Annotated in this window: 20 protein-coding genes; 9 read left to right on the top strand and 11 right to left on the bottom strand. The window is 70.0% G+C overall.

Annotation, left to right across the window (positions count from 1 at the left end):
• Nucleotides 1-43: 43 nt before the first annotated feature.
• Nucleotides 44-598 carry a KH domain-containing protein gene (locus tag LI336_RS15685; RefSeq protein ID WP_227134093.1) on the bottom strand — a complete coding sequence of 185 codons (555 nt, stop codon included), beginning with the start codon at nucleotides 596-598 and terminating at the stop codon, nucleotides 44-46.
• A 205-nt stretch (nucleotides 599-803) separates the two neighbouring features.
• Nucleotides 804-2,033, bottom strand: a complete 1,230-nt coding sequence (locus tag LI336_RS15680) for a tryptophan--tRNA ligase (protein ID WP_227134092.1) — start codon at nucleotides 2,031-2,033, stop codon at nucleotides 804-806.
• Between the two features lie 300 nt (nucleotides 2,034-2,333).
• Between LI336_RS15680 and LI336_RS15675 the strand changes: the two genes are divergently transcribed.
• Nucleotides 2,334-4,430 (top strand): hypothetical protein, encoded by a 2,097-nt coding sequence (locus LI336_RS15675; RefSeq protein WP_227134091.1) that lies wholly within the window; start codon nucleotides 2,334-2,336, stop codon nucleotides 4,428-4,430.
• Between the two features lie 24 nt (nucleotides 4,431-4,454).
• On the opposite strand, the gene rio1 is transcribed toward LI336_RS15675, so the two are convergent.
• From rio1 to LI336_RS15655, 4 genes are all read right to left on the bottom strand, one after another.
• The gene (gene rio1, locus LI336_RS15670; RefSeq protein ID WP_227134090.1) at nucleotides 4,455-5,372 is read right to left on the bottom strand and encodes a serine/threonine-protein kinase Rio1; all 918 of its coding nucleotides are present in this window, start codon (nucleotides 5,370-5,372) and stop codon (nucleotides 4,455-4,457) included.
• 121 nt (nucleotides 5,373-5,493) lie between these two features.
• Nucleotides 5,494-6,003 (bottom strand): cupin domain-containing protein, encoded by a 510-nt coding sequence (locus LI336_RS15665; RefSeq protein WP_227134089.1) that lies wholly within the window; start codon nucleotides 6,001-6,003, stop codon nucleotides 5,494-5,496.
• Nucleotides 6,004-6,194: 191 nt separating this feature from the next.
• Nucleotides 6,195-6,356, bottom strand: a complete 162-nt coding sequence (locus LI336_RS15660) for a DUF6757 family protein (RefSeq protein ID WP_227134088.1) — start codon at nucleotides 6,354-6,356, stop codon at nucleotides 6,195-6,197.
• Between the two features lie 76 nt (nucleotides 6,357-6,432).
• Nucleotides 6,433-7,233 (bottom strand): PHP domain-containing protein, encoded by an 801-nt coding sequence (locus tag LI336_RS15655; RefSeq protein WP_227134087.1) that lies wholly within the window; start codon nucleotides 7,231-7,233, stop codon nucleotides 6,433-6,435.
• Between the two features lie 127 nt (nucleotides 7,234-7,360).
• Between LI336_RS15655 and LI336_RS15650 the strand changes: the two genes are divergently transcribed.
• Both LI336_RS15650 and LI336_RS15645 read left to right on the top strand, forming a co-directional pair.
• Nucleotides 7,361-7,648 (top strand): DUF5789 family protein, encoded by a 288-nt coding sequence (locus LI336_RS15650; protein WP_227134086.1) that lies wholly within the window; start codon nucleotides 7,361-7,363, stop codon nucleotides 7,646-7,648.
• An 84-nt stretch (nucleotides 7,649-7,732) separates the two neighbouring features.
• Nucleotides 7,733-7,984 (top strand): hypothetical protein, encoded by a 252-nt coding sequence (locus LI336_RS15645; RefSeq protein ID WP_227134085.1) that lies wholly within the window; start codon nucleotides 7,733-7,735, stop codon nucleotides 7,982-7,984.
• A 4-nt stretch (nucleotides 7,985-7,988) separates the two neighbouring features.
• Here the strand turns inward: LI336_RS15645 and LI336_RS15640 are convergent, their stop codons facing one another.
• The 4 genes from LI336_RS15640 to LI336_RS15625 form a co-directional block, all read right to left on the bottom strand.
• Complete coding sequence (locus LI336_RS15640) at nucleotides 7,989-8,558, bottom strand: DUF1684 domain-containing protein (protein ID WP_227134084.1); 570 nt, start codon at nucleotides 8,556-8,558, stop codon at nucleotides 7,989-7,991.
• A gap of 82 nt (nucleotides 8,559-8,640) precedes the next feature.
• Entirely contained in the window at nucleotides 8,641-9,771 is a 1,131-nt protein-coding gene (locus LI336_RS15635) for an ORC1-type DNA replication protein (RefSeq protein WP_227134083.1), read from the bottom strand.
• A gap of 124 nt (nucleotides 9,772-9,895) precedes the next feature.
• Nucleotides 9,896-10,054: a DUF1059 domain-containing protein gene (locus tag LI336_RS15630; protein ID WP_227134082.1), complete on the bottom strand. Its 159-nt coding sequence runs from the start codon at nucleotides 10,052-10,054 to the stop codon at nucleotides 9,896-9,898.
• A gap of 168 nt (nucleotides 10,055-10,222) precedes the next feature.
• Nucleotides 10,223-12,226 (bottom strand): MutS-related protein, encoded by a 2,004-nt coding sequence (locus tag LI336_RS15625; protein WP_227134081.1) that lies wholly within the window; start codon nucleotides 12,224-12,226, stop codon nucleotides 10,223-10,225.
• 78 nt (nucleotides 12,227-12,304) lie between these two features.
• Between LI336_RS15625 and LI336_RS15620 the strand changes: the two genes are divergently transcribed.
• On the top strand, nucleotides 12,305-12,520 hold the full coding sequence (locus LI336_RS15620; RefSeq protein WP_227134080.1) for a hypothetical protein: 216 nt from the start codon (nucleotides 12,305-12,307) through the stop codon (nucleotides 12,518-12,520).
• Nucleotides 12,521-12,777: 257 nt separating this feature from the next.
• Nucleotides 12,778-13,026 carry a DUF8015 family protein gene (locus tag LI336_RS15615; protein WP_227134079.1) on the top strand — a complete coding sequence of 83 codons (249 nt, stop codon included), beginning with the start codon at nucleotides 12,778-12,780 and terminating at the stop codon, nucleotides 13,024-13,026.
• A 43-nt stretch (nucleotides 13,027-13,069) separates the two neighbouring features.
• Here the strand turns inward: LI336_RS15615 and uvrB are convergent, their stop codons facing one another.
• Entirely contained in the window at nucleotides 13,070-15,169 is a 2,100-nt protein-coding gene (gene uvrB / locus LI336_RS15610) for an excinuclease ABC subunit UvrB (protein WP_227134078.1), read from the bottom strand.
• 16 nt (nucleotides 15,170-15,185) lie between these two features.
• On the opposite strand from uvrB, the gene LI336_RS15605 reads away from it, so the two are divergent.
• From LI336_RS15605 to LI336_RS15590, 4 genes are all read left to right on the top strand, one after another.
• Nucleotides 15,186-16,226 (top strand): hypothetical protein, encoded by a 1,041-nt coding sequence (locus tag LI336_RS15605; RefSeq protein ID WP_227134077.1) that lies wholly within the window; start codon nucleotides 15,186-15,188, stop codon nucleotides 16,224-16,226.
• A 2-nt stretch (nucleotides 16,227-16,228) separates the two neighbouring features.
• Nucleotides 16,229-17,689: a hypothetical protein gene (locus LI336_RS15600; protein WP_227134076.1), complete on the top strand. Its 1,461-nt coding sequence runs from the start codon at nucleotides 16,229-16,231 to the stop codon at nucleotides 17,687-17,689.
• 60 nt (nucleotides 17,690-17,749) lie between these two features.
• Nucleotides 17,750-18,022 (top strand): DUF7553 family protein, encoded by a 273-nt coding sequence (locus tag LI336_RS15595; RefSeq protein WP_227134075.1) that lies wholly within the window; start codon nucleotides 17,750-17,752, stop codon nucleotides 18,020-18,022.
• 116 nt (nucleotides 18,023-18,138) lie between these two features.
• Nucleotides 18,139-18,510 carry a hypothetical protein gene (locus tag LI336_RS15590; RefSeq protein WP_227134074.1) on the top strand — a complete coding sequence of 124 codons (372 nt, stop codon included), beginning with the start codon at nucleotides 18,139-18,141 and terminating at the stop codon, nucleotides 18,508-18,510.
• Nucleotides 18,511-18,512: the final 2 nt, after the last annotated feature.

Here is an 18,512-nt window from a genome sequence, read left to right as displayed (position 1 = left end):
CGACGACGTTCGGGCAATCTGCGGCGTTCGGGTGGTCGGCGACTCAGGTACCGCCGGGGTAGCGGTGGTAGTCCAGGCCCTCGCGCTTGAGCTCGTTGTGCTTGCGTTCGAGGAACGAGTACACCGAGCCGTGGGGTGCGCCGTCGAGCAGTCGCTCGGCGGCCTCGCGGACGATCTTCGTCTGCTTGGGCGACCCGATGATGCCGAGCGTCGACCCGTAGATGACGACCATCGCACCCGTCAACTCCTCCATGAGCTCGCGGGTGCGGCCGTTCTCGCCGATGAGTCGACCCTTCTTTCGCTTCATGTCCTTGCTGTTCCGGGCGACGGCGCCGATGTCGACGAGGTCGAACATCCGCATGTCGTCGTCAAGGAGCGTCAGTGCGTCCTCGGGCGCGAACCCGCGACCGATGGCTTCGACGATATCGGGGCCTTTCAGGGCGTCGACGGGGTCGCCGACCTGCTCGATGGCGACCTTCCCGTTCTCGGAGTCGATGTCGAGACGAACGCCCGCGCGAGACTCGATGCGTCGCATCGTCTCCCCACCCTCGCCGATGAGCACGCCGATGCGGTCCTGCGGAATCTTCACGTGCTGCATACGCCACAAATGGGCTCTCGCGACGCTTAAGACTTCGGCACCCCTCGCGTCCGCGTCACGTGCTCCCGCGGCGCTCACACCCGGATGCGGCCGAACGGACCGCTCCCAGGACGCGTCCAGCACGACCCGTTCGACGGACCGACGTCGACACATCGCTCCCCGGGACACGCGAGACGCTGGTTCTCGCGCGCTCGAGGCTGGCCCCTCAGAGCCGCGGGACGCCCGCCGCCGAGAGCGCTCGCTCGCGCTCCTCGCTCGTCAACCGATACGGCTCGAGTTCCTCGCGGACGTCACCGAGCGCCTCGCGCCGGCGTTGGTGGGCGTCGAGGAAGTCGGTGATGGCGTCGACCGCTTCGAGCTTCAGCTCGCCCGACAGCAGGCCTCCGCTACGGTAGCGTTCCGCGAGGTCAGCGAGGTGGTCGTCGTCGCGTTCGAAGAAATAGCGGAGGTACTGGAAGGCGACGTCGACGCTCGGGTCGCCGCCGTGCTCGCGGTGCTCGTCCACGCTCTCGCGACCGCCCGAGTACGCGTGCGCGAGCACCTTCTCTCGCACCGTCTCCGCGTCGTCTGTCAGATAGATGGCTTCGCCCTCGCTCGAACTCATCTTCCCCGGCCCCGAGAGGTCCGGGAGGAACTTCCCCAGGAGCGCGCCGGGCTTCTCGACCGGGTACCGCGCCTTCGCCGCGACGTCCCGACTCACCCGCACGTGGGGGTCCTGGTCAACCGCCACCGGGACGAGCGTCGGATGCGAGCCCTCGACGAGCTGGGGGAGCAGGAGGTGCGTCGTCTGCACCGCCGGATAGAACCCCATCCCGACGTTGTCCGGCCGGCCGTACACCGCTTCGAGCTGGTTCGTCGTTATCTCCTTCGCGAACGTCGCCGCGAGCGGGTACACGACGTCCGCGTCCGCCGAATCGAGCACGATACGCGTGCGCTCCGGGTCGAACCCCACGGCCAGGAGGTCCTTCAGGTTCTGACGGGTCGCCGCCCCCACCTCCTCGAACGTCAGCCCCTTCGAGAGGTACTTCTCGTCGTCCGAGAGCGGGACGTAGACCGTCGCGCCCGTCGCGTCCTGCAGTTCCTTCGCGAGGTAGAACACGAGCGCGTGCCCGAGGTGCATCGGCCCCGACGGCCCCACCCCGGTCACGATGGAGTGCGTGCCGCCCGCGCCGTCCTCGGGCGCGGCCGCGTCGAGGTACGCGTCGACGTCCCGGCCCGCGTAGTAGATGCCTCGGCCGAGCAATGGGTGGTCGGGGAACCGCTCGACGTTCTCGCGAGTCAGTCGGTCCGCGCCGAAGTCCTCGAGGAGCGCGTCGTAGTCCAGGTCGCCCGAGACCTCGTACGGCGTCACCGTGAACTCGCCCCCGTCAGCGGGTGCGTTCTTGTTGCTGGTCGATTCGTCTGTCGCTGTCGCGTCGTCGTCGTGCGCTGGCATGTGTGTCGTAGCTGTGTCGCGTGCGGTCGGCTGGTGGTTCGGCGTCGCGAGAACGAGTGAGCGCGACCGCCCGCGGCGCCGGGTTACGCCCGACGACGCGCGCTCGCCGCACTGTCCGCTCCCCAGGTCTGCGTGCGCCAGCGCCAGCAGGGAGCGGATGCCATCACCAGCACGTCCACGACGCGCCCTCAAGAGCGTTACGACGCCGTGCCGATCGGTCGCGTACCCTGGACGCCCACGCCGTCGCGACGCTGGCTGTCCAGGGGAAAGCACTTGCCCGATTCCCGACAACACGCCCCCATGCCTCGCCCTCCACGAACAGCCCCCGCCCTCGCCGTCGCCGCGCTGGTGGTCCTCGCCGGCGTCGCGCCGGCGGTCGCCGCCACGGACGCTGCCGCGGCCGGACACGAACTCGACAGCGGCTCGGTCGGCGCCGCGACGCCGCCGGCCGAGAACGCGACCGTCGACGCCTGGCGCGTCCCCGGCTACGTCGACGCCGCGAACGCGAGCGCGAGCACCCTCGCGAGCTACCACGAACCGGGCGTTCGAACGAACGTGACCCGCGACGACTATCTCGCCGTCGCGGTCGATGGTCCCGACCTCGATGCCGCCGTCGCGAATCAGAGCGGGAACACGACCGAGCGCGTGCTCGCGGCGCTAACCGACAGCGGGCGGTTGACTATCCGCCAGACAACCGAAACGACTCCCACTGGACTCTCTCTTGGCTTCCTCTGGCTGAACTCGTCGAACGCCCGAGCAGTCGACGCATCTGCCGTCGACCGATACGTCCTCGTCGTCGACGTCGACGAGACGATCGGTATCCGCGACGGCGACCTGTTCGACGGCGACCGGTCGTTCGCGGCTGCCTACGACGAGCACGTCGGTACCTCGAACGTCCTCGGGTTCTTCGAGGAGAGCTGGAGAGAGGAAACTCGGACGTTCGCAGCGAACTATCGCGAGCGTTCGGACGGCCCCGTCGTCGCCGAGAGCCGACCGGTCGCGTTCGTCTACCCGTCCAACGAGAGTGCAACCGTCGACGCCTGGCGCGTCCCTGCCTCGGTCGAGGCCGCGAACGCGAGCGCGAGCGAACTCGCGAGCTACGAGAACGCGACCACCGGCTCGGTCAACGTCACGCCGCGCGACCACCTCGTCGTCGACGTCACCGTGCCGGGGCTCGACGCTCGCGTCGCGAACGTCTCCGGGAACGCGTCGGCGAACCTGACGACGCGCGTCCTCGCCGCGCTGAACGCGAGCGGGCACTTCGCGGTCCGCCAGACCGACGACACCACCACGCCCGAGCGCCAGTCCAAGACCCTCTGGCTGAACGCCACGAACGTCGACGCGCGCGACGCCGCGGGCGAGGACCGCTACCTCCTCGTGGTCGACCCCGGGCGCGTCCTCGCCGTCGCCACGGGTCCGTTCGACGACCCGAGCGTGGTCGCCGCCGAGTACCGCGACGAGGACGAGGGCTACCGCTTCGAGAGCGTCTTCGAGGACGGGCCCGTCTCGTACGAGCGCTACACCGCGCGGTACTACGTCAACGAGAGCGTCCGCGGCCTCGCCGCGACCAGCCGCCGCACCTACTTCCGTACGGCGGCCGCGTCCGTCGCCACGACCGGCCCGCTCGAACCGGTCGCGAACGCGACCGTCGCCGGCATCACGACGCTCGCACCCGGGACCGAACTCGCCGTCACCGCCAGGACCGACGCGGGCGCCGTCACCACCGCCGTCGCGACCGTCGACGACCAAGGCCGCTACGACGCGACCCTCGACCTCGCGCTCATCGACGCACCAGCGAGCGTGAACGTCTCGGTCGCGCTCGCCGCGAACCGCTCGCACGTGCTCACCGACGCGCCCGCGACAATCGCGGTCCGCGACGCGCGCGCTGCCGTCGCGTTCGACGACCAGAGCACGTCCACGCGGTACGTCTCGGCGCGTGCGAACCTCAGCCACGGCGGGTTCCTCGCACTCGAGCACGACGGCGACGTCGTCGACGCGACGACCGTCCTCGACGCCGGAATCGAGCAGACCGTCACGTTCCGCCTCCCCGAGAACGCGACCGCTGGCACGTACACTGTCGTCGCGTACCGAGGCAGCGCCAGTGACCCCGGCGAGCGCTACGCGAACGCCACGGCCGACGCGACCATCGCGTTCGCGAACGACACCACGACGACGCCGCCGACGACGATGCCGACCACGACGTACGACGAGACGCCGATACTCGGGAACGACACGACGACCACGGGCACGACCGGGATAACCACCGGCCCGTGGACAACGCCCGGTGGAACCTCGATCGCCGACGACCCCATCCCCGGCTTCGGCGTGCCGGTGGCGCTCGCGGCGCTCGCGGCACTCCTCGGCGTCGTCGCGTCGAGACGGTACCGCGAGAACTGACCGCTCGCTCGCACGAACTAGCCCTTAGCGTGCGTTCCGGTTGTCGTCGCCGTCCTCGCGCGGGTTCGCGTTGTCGAGGACGAACTCGTAGCATTCCTCGCCGGTGACCTCGAGTCCCTGTCGGGAGAAGAAGTTCGCGACGTTCCGGCAGTCGCGTTCGAGGAAGTCCTTGCTGTTCGGGTGGTGGACGGTGACGGCCTGGCCGAGGTCGATGACGACCAGTTCGCCGTCCTCGACGACGATGTTGTACTCCGAGAGGTCGCCGTGGACGAGCCCCGCCGTGTAGAGTCGTCGGATGTACTCGCGGACGACGTGGTACGCGGTCTCGGGGTTCTCGACGTTCACCTCCGCGAGCCGACGCGCGCGCCCGCCCTCGTCGGTCCCGATGTACTCCATCACGAGGACGTTCCGCTCGACCGCGAGCGGGTTCGGGACCCTGACGCCGGCCTTCTCGGCGCGCTTGAGGTTCGCGTACTCCTTGCGGACCCACGCGAGCACGACCTGGCTCTTCTTCCCGCCGATGCCGTCGAACCGCGGGTCGCCCGCGAGGTAATCCCGCATGTCACGGAAGTCGCTCGCGTTGATCCGGTAGACCTTCACGGCGACCTCTGGGTCGACCTCGTCGAGCGCGTCCGCGGCCTCCGAGCCGCCGAGTGCGGTGTAGACGTTCGCCTCCTTCCCCGTCGAGACCGGACCGCCGAACGCGGACAGCCAGCCGTCCTGGACGAGCTTGTAGAGCGCCGCGTACGTCGCGTCGTCGAACACCGACGCTTCGACCTTGAACTGGTCTGCGTCCTTGATGCGCTCGCGGAACTCGTTGAACTTGCGGTCGCGTTTGCGCGCGATGCGGTCCGCGTCGGTGTCGGAGACGTCTATCTCCTCCCACTCGTCACCCGGTGTGTCGGCCTCGCTCGGGTCCACGAGACCGTACTCGCCTGTCATCTAGGGGTAGTCACGAGCGGGAGGCGTAAAGGCGTGGCGTACGCGGCCGCGTCAGCGGCCGCGATACCTCGACTGTCGTGGGAGTCGTGCGGTGGCGTACGCGGTCGTTGGCGTCGGTCGTCTACGTGTAGCGTGCGGTTTCGCCGTCGCAGGCCTCGCAGACGGCGAGGATGGCGTCGCGGTCGTCGGTGAGTTCGATGCGGTGGGCGGTGCGGGTGCCGCAGGAGTCGCAGTCGCGGAGGAGGTCGAGGTCGCCGGGGTCCTGTGGGGCGCCGACGGCGAACACGACGGCGTGGTCGTCGCCGTCGTTCTGGCCGCGCTGGTACTCGCCGGGCGCGGCGCGCACGACCTCGCCGGCGTGGGCGACGACCGTCTCGGCGTCTTCGCCGTCGGGGCCGGCGACGGCGGCGTCGCGGTCCGGGTACGTCTCGAACGTCACCGCGCCCTCTTGCACGACGAACACCTCCTCCTGGTGTTCGTGGGCGTGTACGCCGAACGCGAGGCTCTCGCCGGGCGCGAGCTCGTAGTGGTTCGCGCCCAGGTTCGCGAGCCCGAGCGCTTTCGTGAGCGACGCCCGCACCGACCCCGGCCCCATCCGCGACTCCAGTTCGTCGACGGCAACCTTCTCCATACCCGCGAGGACGACCCGTCACGTACTAAATCCGGCGTCGAACGCGGTCGCTCGTCGAGACGGAACTAACGAGTCGCGAGAACCAGCGCGTCGAACGCGTCGGAATCGGCTGTCGGCGGGTTTCGGCGTTCGAGGCTACGTCACGTTCGCCCGCTGACGTAGCGGTCGCGGTCGGGTGCGGTCAGGCGCGGTCAGGCGCGGTCGACGTCGACGTGTTCCTTGAGCGCCTGGAGCTCGTCCGCGTCGGAGAGCTCCTCCAGGCGTTCGCGGAAGTGAACCTCGCAGAGACCGACTTTGACGCCTTCCGTCGACGCGGCGAAGGCGGCTTCGTCGTCGCAGTAGTGACACTTCATGCGCAGTTGTTGGGGCTGCGAGGCATTGAAGGCTGCGTTCCAGGCGACGCCGTCATGCGACTGAGTCGGTGCGCCCTCAGTCGCCGGCGTGGGCTGCGAGACGGTCGCGGAGGGGCGCGTAGTCGGTTTCGCTGAGGCCGCAGACGCCGAGTTCGCGCTCGTGGGCGTCCGTGCCGGCGGTGACGAGGAGGTCGTGCTCGCTCGCGGCCGCGTCGACCGCGGCGAGGTCCGCGTCGACGCCGTCGCCGTAGGGGTAGTCGCGTTCGACCGCGTCCAGGGTCTCGGTGAGCGCGAGCGCGCGCTCCGGGTCGTCGTACCGGAACGGGTGCGCGAGGCCGACGACCGCGCAGGCCCCGGCGAGGACCTCGCGGCCCGCCTCGAACGTCGGGACGTCGCGGGCGACGTAGCACGGGCCGTCGTTCCCGATGAGGTCGTCGAACACGCCCTGCACGTCGTAGTCGGTGTCGGGGTGGTCCGCGACGGCGCGCGCGACGTTCGGGCGGCCGAGTCCGGGGCGGCCCTCGATGCCGAGGTCGATGCCGAGGGCGTCCTCGACGTTGTCGATGATGGCCTGGCCGCGTTCCGCGCGGTCGGTCTGCACGCGGTCGACGAGCGCGGCGAGCGCGTCGGTCTCGACGACGCCGTACCCGAGGAGGTCCACGCGCTCGAACCCGGCGTCGACGCGGAGTTCGATGGCGTGGACGAGCGTCACGCCGTCGCGCTCGACGACGGGCGCGTCGAGGTCGGGATGCGTGCGGTCGTGGTCGGTGACGGCGACGACGGACACGTCGGCGTCGCGCGCGGCCGCCGGCACCTCGTCGAGTTCGAGCGTGCCGTCGGAGTTCGTGGTGTGTGCGTGGAGGTCCGCGTAAGGCATGCTCGCGCTTGCGCGGCGACCACCAAGGACCTGTCCACTCGCGGTCCTTAAGGAATATAACCACTACCCAGGTCACCAAGGACGTTAGTGGACAATGTTTATAATTATCTTTCACCCGTTACTGGGTATGCGCCTGAACGGCACCGACGACGCCATCGAGGACCAGACCTACCCGCTCACCACAGACGACCTCACCGACGCCATCGGCGACGACGAACTCGACCTCGCCGAGGGCACCGAGACCATCGCCGACATCCTCGCGCGCTTCGGCGACCAGACGTTCCACACGCCCGAGGAGGTCGAGCACACCCTCCAGGCTGGCGTCTGCGAGCGCGCCATCGGCCGCAAGGGCTACTCCGACCGCGACCCCACCACGCCCGGCAGCGTCTACGGCCACGACTGCGTCTCCTTCTGACCACCGCACCGCTCTCGACGCGGGCCACACGGACCGCTCCGACCAGACACAAGACTTTCACGACGCGCAGCGGACGCCACGCGCATGCCCAGCAAGCGCGACCGCCCCGGCGCTCCAGCCTCGCAGGTCGACCAGCGACCGCGCACGAGCACGAAACACGACGTCCTCCTCGAACTCGCCGTCTGCTGTCTCGCGCTCGTCGCCGCCGGCACCATCACCACCACCGACGCCCTCCCCGGCCTGCTCGTCTTCTTCGCGTTCCTCGGCACCGTCGCCATCGCCGCCGGCACCGCCGCCCTCGCGTGCTACGAACTCGTCACCAGCGACGCTGACTGACCGGTCACTCCCAGTCCTTCTCGCCGGCTTCGATCGTCGTCTCCAGCCAGTTCTCCTCGGGCGGCAGCGGGCACGCGTACGCGTCCGAGAACGCACAGAACGGGTTGTACGCGAGGTTGAAGTCCACGGGAACCTCCTGGCCGTCCTCGAGTTCGCCCTCGGCCTCCAGTTCCATGTAGCGGCCCGCGCCGTACGTCTGCTGGCCGGTCGTCTTGTCCCGGAACGGGACGAACAGCGACTCGCGGTCCTCGCCCTCCTGACGGTATCCCGCCAGCGAGTGCGTCTCCCCGTCGAGTTCGAACGTCAACTCGGCGACCTTCAGGTACCGCTGCTCGCCGCCCGTCGACGTCTCCATCCGGTACACGTCCTCGTCGTCCCCGCTGGTCAGATGCACCGTCGCCGTCACCCGATACGCCGGGTCCGGCGCGAAGTACTCGAGGCCCTCGAACTCGTCGCGCTCTTCCTTCGGGATCGGCGAATGCGGGTGGCTCCCGAAGAACTCGTCCTTCTCCTCGCGGTTCGTCTCCAGCTCGCGCTCCCACGCGTCGACGTCGAACTCCGCAGTCTCACTCATACGGCAGGATTCGCCGTCCGGCCGGAAGGCCGTTGCGCTCGACCGCACCCAGCCCGCACGAGCGCCAGCAGAAACGCAGCTCCTACTCGAGTCGCGACAGCACGGCCTCGGGCTCGTACTCCAGGTGGAGCTCGCGAGAGCGCCCGCGGCCGTCGACCTCGGCGTAGTTCGTCGCGACGATACCGAGGTCCTCGAGCTTGTTCACGATCTCCGAGTACCGCGTATAGCCCAGGCCGGAGACCGCCTGGAACTCGTCGTACACCTCGCCCGCTTGCTTGCCCTCGTGCTCCGCGATGACCTCCAGGAGCTCGGCTTCGCTCTCGCTCAGGCTCTCCAGCGAGCGCGACAGGTGCACGAACTTCGACGTCTCGTAGGCCTCGTCGACGTCGCGCTTCTCCACGACCTTCGACGCCCGCATCTCCGCGGTCAACCCGGCGCGCCGCAGGAGGTCGATGCCGACGCGGAGGTCGCCGCTCTCGGCGGTCTTCTCCGCGACGTAGTCCAGGACCGTCGTCGACACCACGTCGTCGTGGAACCCGCGCTCCACGCGGTTCCGGAGGATGCCCGCGATCTCCTCGCGGTCGTACACGTTGAAGTACACGTCCTCCGGGCGGAACACCGACTGCACGCGCGAGTCGAGCTCGTCGATGACCTCCAGGCTCGGATCGGAACTCACGACGATGACGCCGATCCTGGCGCCCGAGTACTCCTCGTGCGCTCGCAGCAGCGAGTAGAGGGTATCGCTCGCCTCGTTCTCGTAGAACAGGTAGTTCACGTCGTCGAGCGCGACGACGAGCACGTCGTCCTCCTCGACGAGCTTCTCGGTCACCTGCCCGAACAGCTTCTTGAACGAGATACCGCTCGCGGGCGGTTCGTAGTCGAAGATCCCCTCGAAGAGGCGCGCGAACACCGAGTACCGCGTCGCGTTCATCTGGCAGTTCACGCGGACCGTGTGCACGTCGCTCGTCTCCGCGCGGAGCTCCCCGAAGAGCTTCTGGATCGCGGTCGTCTTCCCGGTCCCCGGCGGGCCCCGAACCATCGCGTTCAGCGGGCGACTCCCGCGGGTCGCCGGGCGGAGCGCGTACTGGAGGGTCCGCATCTGGCTCTCGCGATGCTGGAAGGTCTCGGGGACGTAATCGATCTCGAACACGCGCTCGTCCCGGAACACGGACTCGTCCCACGACAGCATCCCCTCCTCGGGGTCCTCGGACATCACTTTCACCCTGCTTCCCAGGACACTTAGCTGTTCGGCAGCCACGCGTCGGACGCCGCTCGAGTCAGGTGTCGCGGTCGGGACGCTTCCAGTGGACCGCGTCACGACGCCGTCGGTCGTCGCGTCAGGAGACCTCGAGTCGATCCTCGAACCGCGCGCGGTCGAACTTCCGGCCGTGTTCGCGGGCATCGTGGCGTGCGACGCGGCGTTCCAGCGCGCTGTCGTCGTTCGCTTCGAGCGTGAAGCCACAGCCGTGGTGCGGGCACTGGTACGCGTACTTCACGTCGTGCCACCTCGTCGAGCCGAACGTGCGAGGGTTCCCATACCACGACGTTCGCTATGTGCCTGCATAACGATTACCACAACATGGTCGGGTACCGACATGTACCCGACGAACCGGACGGTTCGACGCACCGAACGGCGTCGACGCCGTCGACCGGCGACCGCACGCTCAGAACTTCGCGAGCAACCGGTCGTAGAACCCGTCCCCGGACTCACCGGCGAGCTTCTCGACGATGAGCTCCGGCGTCGACCGCGCCAGATGGTCCTTCACCGGCGACCGGTTCACGACGAGTTCGCCGTCGGCCAGGCCCTCCGCCTCGATGCCGTCGACGGTCACGTCGAAGTCCGCCATCTCGCGTATCTCGCCGGCGAGGTGACTGACGAACACCGCCGTCGCGCCGTTCCCGTGCAGCGCCTCGAGGATGCCGGCGATGATCTTCGCGGACGCCCCCGGTTCCGTGATGGACTCCAGTTCGTCGACGAGCACGAGCGACCCCGCACCACCCGTCGCGAGGTCCGCGAACTCGCGGACCGTCGACTCGAACGCGCCCGCGTCCAGCGTCCCCTGGGTCTTCGCGTGGTAGTGCAGGTCCTCGAACCACCCGAGCTGCACCGATTTCGCGGGTACCGGCAACCCCATGTGTGCGAGGACGACGACGGTCGCGACGAGGTCGAGCGTGCTCGTCTTCCCACCCGAATTCACGCCGGACAGCAGCGCGACGCCGTCGACCGCGTAGTCAACGGGGTCGACCGCGTCGTGAGGGACGTCGAGCAGCGGCGACCGTCCACCCTCGATGGCGAACCCGGTCGCGTCACCGTCGCTGGCGTCGCTATCGGTATCGTCCACGAACTCGGGCATCGTGCACGCGTAGTCCTCCGCGAACCGCGCGACTGCGTACTCGACGTCGAGCTCCAGCGCCGCGTGCACGAGGTTGCGAGCACCGTCCCGGTGGTCGGCGAGGTCCGTCGCGAGCTCGCGCTTCAGGCGCGCGCTCCGCCGGTCGCGCGCGGTCGTGAGCGACTCGCGGAGCCGGGAGACGACCTCGTCGTCCCGCGCGACGGGGTACGTCGGTTCGTCGCCGAACGCACGGCGAGCCATCTCCGCCTCGTCCCCGCGGAGCGCGAGGGTGTCGACGAGGTGGTCTCGGGCCGCGTCCACCGCCTGTGCGTACTCGTCGGCGAGCTCCCGCGAGAGCAGCGAGTCGACGCCCGCGCCGCGTTCGACGAGACTCAGGAGGTCCGCGCCCTCGATGGTGACGTCGCGCTCCTGTATCGCCTCCTTCAGGTGGTCGTTCGCGACGTTCTCCGCCATCCCGACGGCCGCGTCGAGGTCGTCGACGGCGTCCTGGAGGCGGTCGAGTTCGTCGTCGTCCGCGACCGTCCCGTCCTCGCGGAGCCGGTCGAGCGACGCGAGCAGGTCCTCGACGTCCGTCGGGGCGTCCAGGCCGGCTTCGCGATGCACCTCCGCCGCCGCTCGCAGCCGGTCGCGGTTCACCGCGAAGAACGCGAGCTGGCGCTCGGGGACGACCTCCGCGGGTCGCTCCAGCGCGTCCGGTTCCACGCGGACGTCGCCCTCGACGTCGATGCCCGCGAACGCCTCGTCGAGCGCGACCACGGTCGCGTACCCGCGAGCGAGCTCCGCGAGCCCCCTGGCGTCCTCGACGACCTCCACCGAGACCTCCGGGATCGCTTCGCGCGCCTCGGCGTACACCTCCGCGTCCGTCGTCGCCAGACAGCGGTCGCGGACGACGACGTCGTTCGGTGCGGCGAGCGGTTCCACGTCCGACAGCGCCGCTCGCGCCGCCGGGTCGACGTCCCGCGAGAGCGCCTCCCGGACGAACTCGCGAACCTCCTCGACGCGAGAGCGCGCCGCGCTCGGGTAGAACGTCTCCACGCGCTTCCCGCCGTACTCGGTGACCGTCCGATCCTCGAGGAGCGAGAGGACGTCCCGGTACACCTCGCGAGCGCGGTCGGTCGCGAGGAACCCACCGGAGTCGTCGTGCTCGTACCGTATCGCGCCGCGGACGATGCGTGCGGCGCGGCCCTCGGAGATACCGGGGGCGGTCGCGACCGTCGCCACGTCCCCACGGCGGAGCGCGCCCTCGGGGTCGTCGAGGTCCGCGAGCGCCGCGGCGGTCTTCTCGCCCACGCCCGGAATCGCCGACAGTTCCATCCTGCGCCCCCCTACCCATTCGGCGAGCAAAAAACCCCCGCTGGGAACGCTTACGTTCTCACGACGCGTAGTAGACGTATGCGTACCCGTCGACGACGCGGCAGCGTGGGAACCAGGGGCTACGAGCCGTACGTCCGCCTCGTCGGCCTCCTCCTCGTCCTCCTCGCGTTCGTGCTCGTGTTCGGGCTCGTCGTCGCGGACCTCCTCTTCGTCGTCTCCGGCACACTCGGCGTCCTCGGCGCGGTCCTCGCGGCGTTCCCCGGTATCGTCCTCTCGACGCTCGCAGCGCTCTAGGGGCGGTCGCGTCGCCGCTGTGGTCGATCGTTGGCGAGCAGGTGGCGCACGCCGTCGTCGCGTCGATGCGCCACGCTCCCGCCGTGGTCGACGCGACCCCCGCTGTCGGGCACACCGCCGTTCGCCGCGGCACGATACGTGAACCCTCGGTAGTTCACCCTGGCACTGCGTTGCGGTTCACGCCCCTCTCTACCCGGTGAACCGGCGCTTCATTCCCTGTGCGAACGCTTTAGTCGAACGCTCGCCTGTGTGGACGCATGGACTACCAGTGGCAGTACTACGACCTCGTGCTGCTCGGTATCGTCGTCGCGATGGGCGTCGGTGCCGTCGTCGGGTTCGCCACGCCGGTCGCGCCGACGACGAGCGTCACCGCGACGAGTCTCGTCGCCGTCGGCCTCATCGGCCACGGCCTGTTCGTGAACGGCCCCGTCGACGACGTCGACGACCTCACCGACGAGGTCGAACCCGAGGAGGTCCCGGTCGCGCCGCAGGCGCTCGCGGACTGACGGCGAACCAGGGCGGACGTTCAGCGAACCGGGGAGTGCGTTCCTAGAACTCGGGGTCCGACTCGACGGGGACGCCTTCCTCGTCCGGACCGACGAGTTCGTCGTACTCCTCGCGGAGTCCGCGGATGCGGTCGCGGATGTCCGCGGCGAGCTCGAACTCGAGGTTGTTCGCGGCCTCCTGCATCTTGTCCTCGAGGCGCTCGATCCTGGCTTGCGCTTCCTCGGCGTCCGCGGGTGCGTCGCCGGCGACGCCGCTCGTGTCCGTCTCGCTCCCCGGGAGGTTCGTCTCGCCGACCGGTTTGTCGATCGTCGTGGGCGTGTAGCCGTGTTCCTCGTTGTACTCGCGCTGGATGCGGCGGCGGCGCGCGGTCTCCTCGACCGCGGCCTTCATCGCGTCGCTCTGATCGTCGGCGTAGAGGACGACGTTCCCGTTCACGTTCCGCGCCGCGCGCCCCATCGTCTGCACGAGCATCGTCTCGCTCCGCAAGAACCCCTCCTGGTCGGCGTCGAGGATAGCCACGAGGCTCACTTCGGGGATGTCGAGGCCCTCGCGGAGCAGGTTGATGCCGACGAGCACCTGGATGTCGCCGAGGCGCAGCGAGCGCACGAGCTCGTGGCGTTCGAGCGTGTCCGTCTCGTCGTGCATGTACGCGACGTCGACGCCGTTCTCCTCCAGGAACTCCGTGAGGTCCTCCGCCATGCGTTTCGTGAGCGTCGTCACGAGCACGCGCTCGTCGTCCGGCATCGCCTCGATGCGGTCCATGAGGTCGTCGACCTGCCCCGTCGCCGGCGCCGTCTCGATCTCCGGGTCGACCAGATGGGTCGGGCGAACGATCTGCTCGACGATCTGCTCGGAGTGCTCGCGCTCGTAGTCGCCGGGCGTCGCGGAGACGTACAGGCGCTTGTCGGTCTTCTCCATGAACTCCTCGTAGGTCAACGGCCGGTTGTCGTACGCCGTGGGTAGCCGGAACCCGTTCTCGACGAGCGAGTCCTTCCGGGACTTGTCGCCCGCGAACTGCCCGCGGACCTGCGGGAGCGTCTGGTGGGACTCGTCGATGACGCAGAGGAAGTCGTCCGGGAAGTAATCCAGGAGCGTGTACGGCGCGTCCCCGATATCGCGCTCGCTGAGGTACACCGAGTAGTTCTCGATGCCCGAACAGTACCCGGTCTCGGCCATCATCTCGAGGTCGAACGTCGTGCGTTCCTCGATGCGCTGGGCGGCGACCGCGTCCCCCTGGCGTTCGAAGTACCGGACGCGCTGGTCGAGGTCCTCGCGGATCTCGTCCATCGCACGCTCCAGACGCTCTTCGGGGATCGAGTAGTGCTCGGCGGGGTGCAGCAATACGGCGGGTTCCTCGCTGACGACGGTGCCCTGCATCGGGTCCATCTTCACGATGCGGTCTATCTCGTCGCCCCAGAGGTCGACGCGGACCGCGTACCGGCCGTACATCGGGTATATCTCGACGGTGTCGCCCCGCACCCGGAACGTCCCTTGCGTGAAGTCGACGTCGTTGCGCTCGTAGTTCAGGTCCACGAGCCGTGCGAGCAACTCGTCGCGCCCCACTTGCTCGCCGGCTTCGACGCGCAGACTCATGTCCTCGTAGTTCCGCGGGTCACCGAGCCCGTAGATCGCCGACACGGACGCGACGACGATGACGTCGTCCCGCGTCAGGAGCGACCGCGTGGCGGAGTGCCGGAGGCGGTCGATCTCGTCGTTGATGCTCGCGTCCTTGTCGATGTACGTGTCCGTCTGCTCGACGTACGCTTCGGGCTGGTAGTAGTCGTAGTAGGAGACAAAGTACTCGACGGCGTTGTCCGGGAACAGCTCGCGGAACTCCTCGTAGAGCTGTGCGGCCAGCGTCTTGTTGTGCGCGATGACGAGCGTCGGCGTCTGCAACTCCTCGACGGCCCACGAGACGGTGTTCGTCTTCCCGGAGCCGGTCACGCCGAGTAGTGTCTGCTCGGTCATCCCCGAGTCGTAGCCGTCGACGAGCGCCTCGATGGCCTCGGGCTGGTCGCCGGCGGGCTCGAACGGCGCGTCCACGCGGAACGGTCGCTCGGCCTCGGGCCGGTCGGGCGACAGCGGGCCGTCGGGCTCGACGCGCTCGCGCTCGCCGTCGCCGTCCTCGGCGGTGTCGGTCATTGCGAGTCGGTTGGGCGTGGAGGCACTTGACGCGCACGCCTCCAGCAGCGTCACTCGCGACGGCCTCTCCCTGCACGTTCGCGTCGTCGCCTCGCGGCCGCACGTCGCGTTCTCCGGACGAGAAAACGCTGACGGGCGGCTATGTGTCGACGACCGGTACGTCGCGGTACCGATGACGCGACACGCGCTCGTCGCCGTCGCACTCGCCTGCACGCTCCTCGCGGCCGGGTGCGTCGGCACGACCGGCGAACCGACGACCGCACCGAACGCCACCGCGACCACCGGCGTCGCGAACGCCACGACGACCGCGGGGACGCCTGCGACCACGGCGACGCCAGCCGAGGACGACGCTGGGGCCGAGTTCGAGGACGTCGACGCGGACGCGCTCGCGTCTGCCGGCGCGTCCTCGCTCGCCAGCGCCGAGGGCGTCGTCGTCGAGGGGAACCTCACGCGGACGGTCCGCACGCCGAGCGGCGCGTCCAGGGCCCGGGTCGCGTTCGTGGAGCGCGACGACGTCGCGGCGCGCGAACTCGCTATCGAGCGGACGGTGCGCGCGAACGGCCGGACCGTCGAGACCGCGACGTACCTCGTGAACGGGACGTTCTACGAGCGCTCGCCGGCGTACGAGCGCCAGTACGGCACCGAGTGGGTGTCGCTCCCGGCCGACGGCGCGTGGACGAACGCGTCCTCGACCGCGGTCGTGGCGCGGCTCGTGAACGCCTCCGACGCCGCGGTCGCCGGCGAGACGACGGTGAACGGCGACGCGGCGGTGGTGCTCGCGCTCGACGTGAACGAGAGCGCGCTCGCGACCCTGAGCGGCTACCAGCTCGACGCCGAGGCGCTGAACGCGCTCTCGGGGACGGTCACGGTCGACGCCGACACCGGTCGCGTGCACGCCGCGACCGTCCACGTGAACCGGACCGTCGAGAACGCGTACGGCCAGCAGGTCACGGTCGTCACCGACGTCACTCGCGAGTTCATCGCGTACGAGCCGGTGACGGTGTCGCTCCCCGACGCGGCGAGCGAGGCGACGCCGATCAACGGCACCCAGGGGTGACGATGCGACGCGCGCTCGCCGCGGTCGCCGTCGCCACCTTGCTCGCGCTCGCGGGCTGTACCGCGCCGTTCGCGACCGACGAACCCTCGTCGACGTCTGGGGCGCCAGCGACCGACCGCGCGGCGACGCCGTCCGAGCCGGCACCGACCACGACGGGTTCGGGTGCGAGCACGACCGCGTCGGCGTCTGCCGTCGGGGAGACGCGCTCGCCGGTCGCGGTCCGCGGTGGCGCGCTCCCGGTGAACGCGACCCGGGTCTTCGAGCGCGTGGAGCGCATCATGGGCGCGAACGTCACTGCGCCGGCGTCGGTGCGCGTGACGAACGCGAGCGCGTTCTACGGGAACGGATCCGGGTCGACGACCGCGTCCGCGAGCGGGCACGGTCGCCTGGAGCGCGCACTCGGCCTCGCCCAGGCGGTGAACCGCTCGCGCGTCGCGGGGCCGAACGGCGCGACCGTCTCGTACGGCACGGTCGCGATATACCCCGGCGAGAACGCGACCGCCGCGCGGGCGTCGACGCTGCTCGCGCACGAGTTCGCGCACTACGTCCAGTTCCGCCAGGGCCGTGCGACCGCGCTCGCCGGGAACCTCTCGCGGCCGCGGACGACCGACGCGTGGTTCGTGCGCCGCGCCGTCGTCGAGGGCGTCGCCGTCGCCGTCGAGACCGCGTACGCCCGCCGGTACGCGCCGACCGCCGAGACCGGCATCGAGCGCAGCGAGCGCGCACTCGACCGCCTCCCCGCCGGGAGCGCGTTCCGCTACCGGCAGCTGCCGTACGTCGCCGGCTACCGGTACGTCACCGCGCGCTACGGGACGCCCGCGAACGCGACCGGCATCTACGGCGACCCGCCGCAGACGAGCGAGCAGGTCCTCCACGCGACCCGCGACGCGCCAGTCGCGCTCGACGTCACCGTCGACGACGACGAGAGCGCGTACCGCGGCGGCGTCGCCGACCGCCTCGGCGAGGCGTACCTCCGCGTCGCCCTCGCGAACGCCCCACGGAACGCCACCGACGGTCCGGAGGCCGCACCCACCGCTGGGACCGCCGCCGCTGGCTGGGGCGAGGACGCGCTCGTCGTCCTCCGGAAGGACGGCACCGCGAACCACGCGTGGATCCTCCGGTTCGACACCGTCCGCGACGTCACCGAGGCCGAGCGCGCGCTCGCCGCCGTCCTCGACGCCCGCGGCGACCGTGCCCGTGGCGAACGACCACCCGCTGACCCAATCCCCTCCACGTCGACGCCCACTCCCCGCTGGCGCCTCCCGAACTCGCACGCGACTCTCCACCGTCCCGCGAACCGGACGCTCGTCCTCGCGGTCGGCTCGCTCGCGTTCCTCGCGGATCTCGCCGTCACCGGCACGCCAGGCGCCGTCATGGTCGCCGTCGACGGCGCGAACGGGACCACGACCGCCGACGCGAACGCGACCGTGGTTCCTGGGCCGACCCTACCGCGAGCGTCGTAGACACCGGCCGAACCTGCGAGAGGACCGAGACTTAAGCCCGGTCGCGTCGTCAATCCAACCATGACACACGAGAACCTCCAGCGAGCGAGCGAACTGCTCGAAGCCGCCGCCGACGCAGCGACCCACGAGGACGCCGCCGAGCGCCTCCGCAAGCAGGCCGACGAGTTCGCGAGTCACGCCGAGAGCGAGCGCGGCCCCGACCACGGCCGGCTCGCGCGCCACGAACGCATCCTCACCGAGGTCGCGGAAGCCGAGGGCGGGACCGTCGAGTCGAAGATCGACGACGCCATCGACGCCGTCCGCGCGTACCGCGCCACCGTCGACGGCGTCTGACCGGCCGATGGCCGAATCGTCGTCGACGACCGTCCGACCGGCCGCATCGTCGTCGTCGACCGTCTGACGCGAGTCACACGAGTCTTTTTACTCGCCGCCGGTCGAACTTGGTGGATATGTCCTCGGAGCGATACCGTGCCGCGGTCGTCGCCGGCGGCGCCGTCGGCGTCCTCGGCGCGGTCCTGCCGTGGGTCGCCGCCGGCGGATTCGAACTCGACGTCCACAGCGTGTACGCGCTCGTCGCGTGCGCTGCGGTGGTCACGGTCGCGGTCGGCGAGTGGTCGCGCCGCAGCCAGTTCGCCGTCGGCGTCCTCGCGGCGGTGACGACGGGGCTCGCGCTCGAAGCGATCACGGACTTCGCGAGCGACGGCCCGCCACCGGGTGCGCCCGTCGCGACGAGCAGTCCCGGCGCCGGCGCGTACCTCGCGCTCGCCGGCGGCGTGCTCGCACTCGCCGGCGTCGCACTCGCGCGCTACACCGCCCGCTGACG

The sequence above is a fragment of the Halorubellus salinus genome (assembly GCF_020567525.1).
GTDB classification, from domain to species: Archaea; Halobacteriota; Halobacteria; order Halobacteriales; family Natrialbaceae; genus Halorubellus; species Halorubellus salinus.
The sequence above is the reverse complement of the archived record's forward strand: the minus strand, read 5'-3'. Positions and strand labels throughout refer to the sequence as shown.

Excerpts from the sequence above, each read along its gene's own strand:
- LI336_RS15685 (WP_227134093.1), bottom strand. The coding sequence starts at position 598 with ATGCAGCACGTGAAGATTCCGCAGGACCGCATCGGCGTGCTCATCGGC.
- LI336_RS15680 (WP_227134092.1), bottom strand. The coding sequence starts at position 2,033 with ATGCCAGCGCACGACGACGACGCGACAGCGACAGACGAATCGACCAGC.
- LI336_RS15675 (WP_227134091.1), top strand. The coding sequence starts at position 2,334 with ATGCCTCGCCCTCCACGAACAGCCCCCGCCCTCGCCGTCGCCGCGCTG.
- rio1 (WP_227134090.1), bottom strand. The coding sequence starts at position 5,372 with ATGACAGGCGAGTACGGTCTCGTGGACCCGAGCGAGGCCGACACACCG.
- LI336_RS15665 (WP_227134089.1), bottom strand. The coding sequence starts at position 6,003 with ATGGAGAAGGTTGCCGTCGACGAACTGGAGTCGCGGATGGGGCCGGGG.
- LI336_RS15660 (WP_227134088.1), bottom strand. The coding sequence starts at position 6,356 with ATGAAGTGTCACTACTGCGACGACGAAGCCGCCTTCGCCGCGTCGACG.
- LI336_RS15655 (WP_227134087.1), bottom strand. The coding sequence starts at position 7,233 with ATGCCTTACGCGGACCTCCACGCACACACCACGAACTCCGACGGCACG.
- LI336_RS15650 (WP_227134086.1), top strand. The coding sequence starts at position 7,361 with ATGCGCCTGAACGGCACCGACGACGCCATCGAGGACCAGACCTACCCG.
- LI336_RS15645 (WP_227134085.1), top strand. The coding sequence starts at position 7,733 with ATGCCCAGCAAGCGCGACCGCCCCGGCGCTCCAGCCTCGCAGGTCGAC.
- LI336_RS15640 (WP_227134084.1), bottom strand. The coding sequence starts at position 8,558 with ATGAGTGAGACTGCGGAGTTCGACGTCGACGCGTGGGAGCGCGAGCTG.
- LI336_RS15635 (WP_227134083.1), bottom strand. The coding sequence starts at position 9,771 with ATGTCCGAGGACCCCGAGGAGGGGATGCTGTCGTGGGACGAGTCCGTG.
- LI336_RS15625 (WP_227134081.1), bottom strand. The coding sequence starts at position 12,226 with ATGGAACTGTCGGCGATTCCGGGCGTGGGCGAGAAGACCGCCGCGGCG.
- LI336_RS15620 (WP_227134080.1), top strand. The coding sequence starts at position 12,305 with ATGCGTACCCGTCGACGACGCGGCAGCGTGGGAACCAGGGGCTACGAG.
- LI336_RS15615 (WP_227134079.1), top strand. The coding sequence starts at position 12,778 with ATGGACTACCAGTGGCAGTACTACGACCTCGTGCTGCTCGGTATCGTC.
- uvrB (WP_227134078.1), bottom strand. The coding sequence starts at position 15,169 with ATGACCGACACCGCCGAGGACGGCGACGGCGAGCGCGAGCGCGTCGAG.
- LI336_RS15600 (WP_227134076.1), top strand. The coding sequence starts at position 16,229 with ATGCGACGCGCGCTCGCCGCGGTCGCCGTCGCCACCTTGCTCGCGCTC.
- LI336_RS15595 (WP_227134075.1), top strand. The coding sequence starts at position 17,750 with ATGACACACGAGAACCTCCAGCGAGCGAGCGAACTGCTCGAAGCCGCC.
- LI336_RS15590 (WP_227134074.1), top strand. The coding sequence starts at position 18,139 with ATGTCCTCGGAGCGATACCGTGCCGCGGTCGTCGCCGGCGGCGCCGTC.